A 7,729-nucleotide genomic window follows, 5' to 3' on the forward strand; every position below is an offset into this window, starting at 1 on the left:
CCCGGTGGGAGCTGCCATTTACAATAGAAAGCCTGAATATTCATGAAACCATTGTAATCGACTTGTCTACTGATGATTGGAAACCTATGGTCATGTTGGTTCGAATAACAACGCTGATTGGCTATTGTATCTGTCTGATCGTCATTACCAGAAATCTAGTAAAGGGGTGATTTTATGTTAGAACAAATCCGGTACATCTTAATAAAGCTTGGCAATGCATGCGTTGTATTTCTTCCTAACAGTCCCTTCCAATCATTTTTAAGTCAGCTTGATAAGATTCCCTTCTTAGGGTACTTAAACTATTTTGTTCCTGTGGCGCAGATTATCGCAGTTACCCAGCTTTGGGTTACTGCGGTTGGTCTGTTTTACCTGGTGCAGCTTGCCCTTCGTTGGGTAAAGATGATTGAATGATGTATCTCAAATGAATCACCGGCTGGCTCCGATCGGGTTCGGCCTGGAAGAAAAATGAGATACAAGGAGGGCTTGTTTATGATTTATTTTTATTCTGGTACTCCCGGTTCCGGGAAGTCCTACCATGTTGCAAAGGATATTTACTTTCAGCTCAATCGCGGAAAGAATGTGATAGCGAATTTTGATATCAATTACGATCTCATTACCTCGAAGAAAAAAGGCTTCTTTTTTTACAAGGATAATTTTGATTTAAAGGTTGACTGGCTCTTAGACTTCTCTCGTTTGTGTCACCGCCGGGATAAAAGGGGTAAGATCATTGAAGGTCAGACCTGGCTTGTCATAGATGAATGCCAGCTTATTTTCAACTGCCGTTCCTGGAATGACCGGAGCCGCCAGCAATGGGCCAACTTTTTCACCCAGCACCGGAAATATGGATACCATATTATACTGATCAGCCAGTTTGACCGCCTGATTGACCGTCAAATCCGCAGCCTGATTGAATACGAATACCGTCACCGTAAGATTAACAACTTTGGTACGGTGGGATTTTTCCTGGGACTCCTTTCTCTTGGTCATCCCCTTTTTGTTTCTGTTGAATATTGGTATGGGGTCAAGGAAAAATGCGGCGTTTCATTTTTTTACGGACGCAAGAAGTACTATCATATGTACGATTCATACAAGTTATTTGACGAGGGCCCCCAGGGCGGATAGGGGTGGCGCAGCCGGGGCCCCTGAACGCGCCGGGCGCCCTCGCCAACACCCAAAACTCCCTTACCACGTGTCTGTAAAACGTGGTCTGGAAATACATGGAAAATTCCGATTATTTCTAGGAAATACAAGGGCTAGAGCATGATTTTAAAATTTGGGGAAAAGCCCTTCTCCCCAAAAACTTTAGTTAATTAAAGTGAGGTGTAAAATGATACAGACTAGAGAATTTTCAAAATCATCTATTTTTAATGAAATGGGTGAAAATGATAGAAAGTATTGGTTTGATTTTAAGAAGTCTAAGTTTCTACATAATATTGATACATTTTATTATTCCGTGAAATTTGTAAATGACTTTACCGCTGATTCTTTGGATAGCAAAGTCATGCAGTTCCGAAAATACTTTGATGCTATGAACCGGAAGCTATCAAAAAATGTAAACGTCGACTTTCTTCGTCTTGACTTCGGTTCGGGCTTCTCCTTAAACCTTAGACCATTCAGTTTTGCAAAAATGTATAATGTTTGCCTGGAATACCCTGAATGGTTTGATATCTTCTTAGCTCCTGTCGTTCCAAAATCTTCCGATTCGGCGGTATCCGTCACTTGTGAATTGGTGGTACAGATCAGAAGTTATATGCTTTGGATATACGGGGTCAATGAATCATTCGAACGGTCTTATGAATATGTCCAGGCATTAGCCGAACATTTTGGCCTACAGATCGCCTATGCCCAGGAAAACCGAATTGATTATTGCTGGCACAGCAACTACCTAAGTAATCCAGAACGCTTCTTTTCCCTTGAAAACTTTTACAAAATGCGTGTAGATCGGTTTAATGATGCTGTCACCCATACAGAGAAGAAAGGTAGTCAGGATTATGAAATTGATTATGTTGCCCTGGGAAAGCGAACGGATAAAGTCTTTGTACGAATCTATATGAAAAGCAAAGAAGTTGTTGAAATGGGTTATAAAGGCTGGTTCTTTTACTTCTGGCTGTTCAATGGATTAATTAATCGCTATGATCTACATGTTTATGAAGAATGTTATAAGCGCAGGAGCTGGCAGTACCTTAATATGGCCCGCGCTTCCTTCTACCTGGAACATGGTTCTGATGAAAATGCAAAGTCAGTCTGCCGCAGGCTCTTGTCCGGGGAGCAGACCATCGAGGAAGATACCTTACAGAAATTTGTTGACACTCTCACACCAAAGGTGAACCTGATTATGAATGTAGAGTATCAGACACGCCGCCGCCATTCAAAATCTTATGTACTACTTCCGCTTCGAGATAATAAGTCAAAGTTAACCGCTAAAAGGATTTATGATTACCTGGACAATCGGAAACTGATTATGGACTATCTGACAAACTATGTATTTCGTATGGTAGAACCGGAAGGGGATGTGAATAAATCCCGGCGTGAAATGTGCGGCTTCTGGAAGTCTCTTCGCAGTTGTAAACTGATTGATGCGCACATTCCCCCGAAGCAGCTTAAGCTGGTACGGGAATATAGCCGCCATCTGAATGCTGATCTGGTTAAACGACGGGCGATCAATAGTATTGTAACGTTAGGATTTTATAATAAGGGTATGAATGAAGATGATATCATGCAGGATGTTGTAGATGCACTTTGTACGTTAAATGATAATGATGTTGAAAAGGCTTTACGGTATAAAAACAAAAAGGCCCAGCAGCTCAACACGGATGAACTGCCAGGCAACCTTACATATACTGCAAGGTCTGAACTCACGATCATAGATAAAACAACTGGTGAAGTCTATAGTCATAATAGCATGAGCAAAAATGAATTTCAAGGAGATTTTACGAATGAATAAGATAACAGTAAAAAAAGCATTTGAAAAGTTTATGGGGTTAAAAGAATCTTATTGTGATAATAGTACATGTAAATATTATGAGCAGAACTTAAGCTTTTTCTTTGAGTTTTTGGAATCAGAGTTTAAAAAGCCCATTGACAAAATTCCGGTGCATAGCCTGGCTCCTGACATCGTACAAAGCTATATAAAACATCTTAGATTTAAGCCCAAATATGAAAAGCATCCGTTTAAGATCGGGGACGAAAAGAAAGGAAATCTGAAAAATTCCACCATCAGAATTTATACCAGGGCTGTTAAGGTTTTCTTTAACTATATTCGTGATGACCTGGACTGTGAAGTTACTTTTAAAAGACCCCGGCTTCCTACCAACGATTCCCGGATACAACTCCCTTTATACAGTCACGAGGTTCAGGCACTCGATCAGGTATTCTTAAACTCAACAGAAATGGGGCTTAGAAATTTATGTATTATACATCTTATGCTTGATGGAGGTTTAAGAAGTGAAGAAGTCATTGGTTTAAAGGTAAAGGATATCTGCTTTGACAAAGATTACATATTAATAGAAGACTCAAAGAATCACAAATCCCGTATTGTCCCCCTGGCCTGGAATTTACGAATATACTTACGCAGTTATTTGGATTATCGAGAGGTTAAACCTATGGATGCATTGATTCTTAAAACAAAAGGTTCGGAAGCTATCAACTATAATGTATTGAAGCAGCTATTTTTCAGAATAAGGAAATGGACAGGTGTTGAAAGGCTGCATCCGCATTTATTAAGACATACGTTTGCTGTCTCCTATCTAGTAGGCGGTGGAAACCTGGAATTTCTTCGTGATATGCTGGGTCATAGTGATTATACTACTACTAGGGATTATGTGAAAATGGCGAACCAGTACCGCATGATGGATGCAGATGTATATAAACTTGATGATATTTTCTTCCGACAGATAAAATAAAAGTATCTCAATCAATCTTCCCGATCGACCGGAGCTTCTCCGGCCGGGAACTTGGTTGAGATACTGCTTGTAAAATTTTCCATTTATAATATAATTAAAATACTGAGTTATTCATTTTTTAAATAGCCACGCATTATGAGCCTAATATAATAGAAATAATGCGTAACTCATAATGCACAATTGTTTATTTATCTGAGGTGTAATTCTTATCATAAAGATTTGAGGTGGATGGATGAATCGAAAACTTTGGAAAACAATGCTTTATATTATAATCACAATCATATTATCTGTTTTTTTGTACTTTTATATTGTAGATTCAATTCAAGATCATAGATTAGTAAAACTAGCTACCGAAGCAGCAGAGAAGGCTATTGAGAGTAAAGATTTTTCTTTATACTACGGATTAGCAGAGAAATCATATGTTTCAACTAAAGAGAAATTATATATAGTACTTGCTATAATTATAGCTGCATTATTAATTATTTGGTACATAATAATAACTTCAACAAATTTAAAGATAGAGAAAGATAAGTCAGAAACTAAAAATGCTAATATCCTTTCATTAAGAAAAACTTACATTTTTATTTCAATTATTGGGTTAATAGGTTCTATTGTTTATTTATTAAATGCCATAAAGAATCATGAATACATTGCTATTTCACTTATTCTTCCATTAGACATGCTATGCATGTTATTCATAATGTATAATATTCGATACAAGTATATTAATACATATGGCGAAGATATAGGATACTTTTCTTCTAAAATTATTACAGTTGGATTATCAGTAATGTTAATAATTATTGATTTCTTACTATATAAGCTCATAGCAATAACAGGTATAGATATTATGAAGTGGCATTATTAAAGATTTTATCAACACAATCTTTCACAATTGTGAAAGAACCCAACTCCCCATTATATTTAAAAAGTGAATATGTGAAATAATATTTCCAGAAACAAAAAGAAGTACTGTCCCCGACGTTCCCCCCCCCCCCGTCAAAGACAGTACTTTTTTTACCCTCAAGTCCTTCCCAAAGGACAAATAGATTCCGACCATTATTTTTACGCAAATGAAAAGCACCGACCCCGCAGCTCTCCGTCTGCAAAACCAGTACTTTTTTAGTGCGCCTTCAGGGACTCGAACCCTGGACAAATAGATTAAGAGTCTACTGCTCTACCAACTGAGCTAAAGGCGCTTGTCTTTCGTTTTTTCGGTGTGCTCTTGTCTCAAGCACGTGTGTAATTATATAACCGTATTCAGCAAAAGTCAACACCTTTTTTACAAAATATTTACAACTTTTTCGAATTTATTTATTATTCGTATTTTTTTTAATATTTCCACCCAGTGTTTTGTTCACTTCCACAAAAGATTTGTTCCATGCGAGCATTTTCTTATTCAGCTCAGTTTTATCACTGGTTGCCTGCAAAAGCTTATTAGTTACCTTATCTTTCATTCCCATGGTACGCTCACCTGCCTCACCTTTTGCTTTATTATATGCAAAACCGGCCTCCTGGTTATAGAAAGAAGACCGGTAATTATTATTTTAGATTATCGACAGGCAATCAGCTTGTAAATAGGATTTCCTTTTGATGAAAACTTTTCTTCATATTCCGTCATTACATTGCCGATTCCCATCTCGCTGTGATGTAAATCATAAGTGTAGTCTGCAATCTTCCACCCTGCTTTTGGAATGGCTTCCAGGGAATAATCAAACAATCCTCTGTTATCGGTTTTAAATTCCACTACACCATCTGGTCTTAAAATCTGATTATACACTGCCATAAAATCCTCAGAAGTAAGCCTGCGCTTTTCATGACGATCCTTCGGCCATGGATCGGAAAAATTGAGATAGATTTTTTCAACCTCTCCTGGTGCATAAATTTCAGCCAGATTCTTAGCATCGACACACATAAAGTAAATGTTATTCAGCTCCAACTCTGCCCGTTTCTGTAATCCCCGCAGTAAAACACTGGGATACCGTTCAATACCGACATAATTAATATTCGGATGAAGTGCAGCCAGTTCCATAATAAAACGGCCTTTTCCCATACCGATTTCTATTTCTATTGGGTTTTCATTACCAAATACATCCTTCCAGCATCCTTTTCTCCCAGACGGGTTCTGGATTACATAAGGACTCGCGGCAATTTCCTCTTCTGATCCGGGGATGTGACGTAACCTCATATCTTTATTCCTCCAATTAATCATCTTTCCAATTCAATTCAATGCCTTAATGGCGTTTGGCAGATAGATTGTATCATATAGAATATAAAATGTGCAAGTTACTCCTCCTATTTATAGGCGCTCCTCTTATATTTTAAAATTTTCTCTTACGACGTTCTATGTTTTACTTTGTCTTGTAGATATCGTTTTTATGTGCTTGTTGCGTCAAATTCTTCGAATGTTTGTTCTTTTTGCTACCCTTGCAATAAATAGCATATTATTTTAGTATCATAAAGGCGAGCCCGGAATTACCAGATACTCGCCTTGTATCTCTACCATATAAGCAACTTTATAGGGTAAATTATTCAAACTTCAAATCTGTAATATACTCCCTTAATTCCTTTACATTATGTATATTCATTAATTTTTTATCAGTTAGGAACTTAAAAATAATTATCTTTACGATTAGAAATATCCTATCTAATTGTTGGTCTATACCGTTTTTATTTTTACCATGAGCTATTGTCGAACGTATTGAATATAAATCTTTTATTTCCTTCTCAATACCTTTTCTTTCGGTTTTGCCTGTACCTATTATAAATGCTACATACTCACTAAGTTGTGCAGCTATACTTTTATTTATAAAACCGTCTTGTTCCATCAATATAGACTCCAATGCTAAAAAACACTGCATATATGCTATTGCATCATCATTTTGGTGAGCAGCCTCTGATATCCATATTATTGATGCTTTTAACCTGGATTCCATATCGTTGAGGTATTTTTTTTCCATTAATTCCCATACTTTGTTTGACGCTTCAGATTCAAATAGATAACCTAGAAGTGTATCTATGCACATACTATCCTTAAGTTCAGACATTGAAATAAATACATCATTGCTATAGCCATACATTCCAGAAGTAGATTCATAATTTAGATTATAAAATCCAAATCGAACTTTATCTGAATTATTATATTTAAGTAAAAACCTAAAACAGGTATCAATTAATTTAAACTTTTCTACCGCATATTCTTGCGCTTTATCACTATCTTTAGCTACGCATTTTATTTTCATATAAACTACATCATTGTCTGTTTTGAGTTTTTTAATAAAATGAGAAGCAATTTCATTGTCCGATATATTCAAATCTAAATACTCCCCTATAAAGTCTTTTCTTATTAACGTTACGCCTTTATACTCTATATACTCCGAGTCTTTAATAGTTATACCATAAGCGACTTTTATAAAATTATACTCTTTCATAGGATAATTTTGATAATATTTTTTGATACTCTCAAAATCGTTAAATTCATTAAAGCATATCAAGCGATGTATATAAGAAGTGAATTCTTGTAGTGAAACATCCTTTTCTACTTTATATAGACTTTTATAAAGCTCATTTATACAATTATCCCATTCTTTTGTATCTTCATTTAATACATATATTAAAGTTCCATCTCCTACGTTTGTGATAGGTCTACATTTTGAACTATATTTATTAAAATCACAATTCGCAAAAATAGTTTTTGATTTCATGATTCCAATTAATTTATCCTCTTTCATCGTAAATGGTAAATAACCAGTCCAGGTCAATAAGTTCGCCGCCCGATTGGGGCGGCGGTATCTTTACCGTGTTTTTAGTTTTCTACAACGATCTGG

The 7,729-nt window shown here is 36.3% G+C and carries 8 protein-coding genes and 1 tRNA gene; 5 read left to right on the forward strand and 4 right to left on the reverse strand.

The features are described from left to right. The first annotated feature begins 174 nt into the window (after positions 1-174). The 5 genes from BXY41_RS26470 to BXY41_RS26490 all read left to right on the forward strand — a co-directional run bounded on the left by BXY41_RS26470 (position 175) and on the right by BXY41_RS26490 (position 4,770). Positions 175-411 (forward strand): hypothetical protein, encoded by a 237-nt coding sequence (locus BXY41_RS26470; protein ID WP_104439879.1) that lies wholly within the window; start codon positions 175-177, stop codon positions 409-411. Positions 412-489: 78 nt separating this feature from the next. Next, entirely contained in the window at positions 490-1,122 is a 633-nt protein-coding gene (locus BXY41_RS26475; protein WP_104439880.1) for a zonular occludens toxin domain-containing protein, read from the forward strand. A 205-nt stretch (positions 1,123-1,327) separates the two neighbouring features. Further along, the gene (locus tag BXY41_RS26480; RefSeq protein ID WP_104439881.1) at positions 1,328-2,944 is read left to right on the forward strand and encodes a hypothetical protein; all 1,617 of its coding nucleotides are present in this window, start codon (positions 1,328-1,330) and stop codon (positions 2,942-2,944) included. Further along, positions 2,937-3,902 (forward strand): tyrosine-type recombinase/integrase, encoded by a 966-nt coding sequence (locus BXY41_RS26485; RefSeq protein ID WP_170072619.1) that lies wholly within the window; start codon positions 2,937-2,939, stop codon positions 3,900-3,902. Before BXY41_RS26480 ends, BXY41_RS26485 begins: the two co-directional genes overlap by 8 nt. 232 nt (positions 3,903-4,134) lie before the next feature. After that, a complete protein-coding gene (locus BXY41_RS26490; RefSeq protein WP_104439883.1) occupies positions 4,135-4,770 on the forward strand; it encodes a hypothetical protein in 636 nt (211 codons plus the stop codon). Positions 4,771-5,028: 258 nt separating this feature from the next. Here BXY41_RS26490 and BXY41_RS26495 read toward each other — a convergent pair. The 4 genes from BXY41_RS26495 to BXY41_RS26505 all read right to left on the reverse strand — a co-directional run bounded on the left by BXY41_RS26495 (position 5,029) and on the right by BXY41_RS26505 (position 7,663). Continuing rightward, positions 5,029-5,101, reverse strand: a tRNA-Lys gene (locus BXY41_RS26495). 111 nt (positions 5,102-5,212) lie between these two features. After that, positions 5,213-5,365: a hypothetical protein gene (locus tag BXY41_RS26940; RefSeq protein WP_170072621.1), complete on the reverse strand. Its 153-nt coding sequence runs from the start codon at positions 5,363-5,365 to the stop codon at positions 5,213-5,215. An 89-nt stretch (positions 5,366-5,454) separates the two neighbouring features. Further along, on the reverse strand, positions 5,455-6,090 hold the full coding sequence (gene trmB, locus BXY41_RS26500) for a tRNA (guanosine(46)-N7)-methyltransferase TrmB (RefSeq protein ID WP_104439884.1): 636 nt from the start codon (positions 6,088-6,090) through the stop codon (positions 5,455-5,457). 340 nt (positions 6,091-6,430) lie between these two features. Next, entirely contained in the window at positions 6,431-7,663 is a 1,233-nt protein-coding gene (locus BXY41_RS26505) for a HEPN domain-containing protein (protein ID WP_104439885.1), read from the reverse strand. Positions 7,664-7,729: the final 66 nt, after the last annotated feature.

Origin of the sequence: Lacrimispora xylanisolvens, assembly GCF_002934545.1 — a bacterium.
In the GTDB taxonomy this organism is placed as follows: domain Bacteria; phylum Bacillota; class Clostridia; order Lachnospirales; family Lachnospiraceae; genus Lacrimispora; species Lacrimispora xylanisolvens.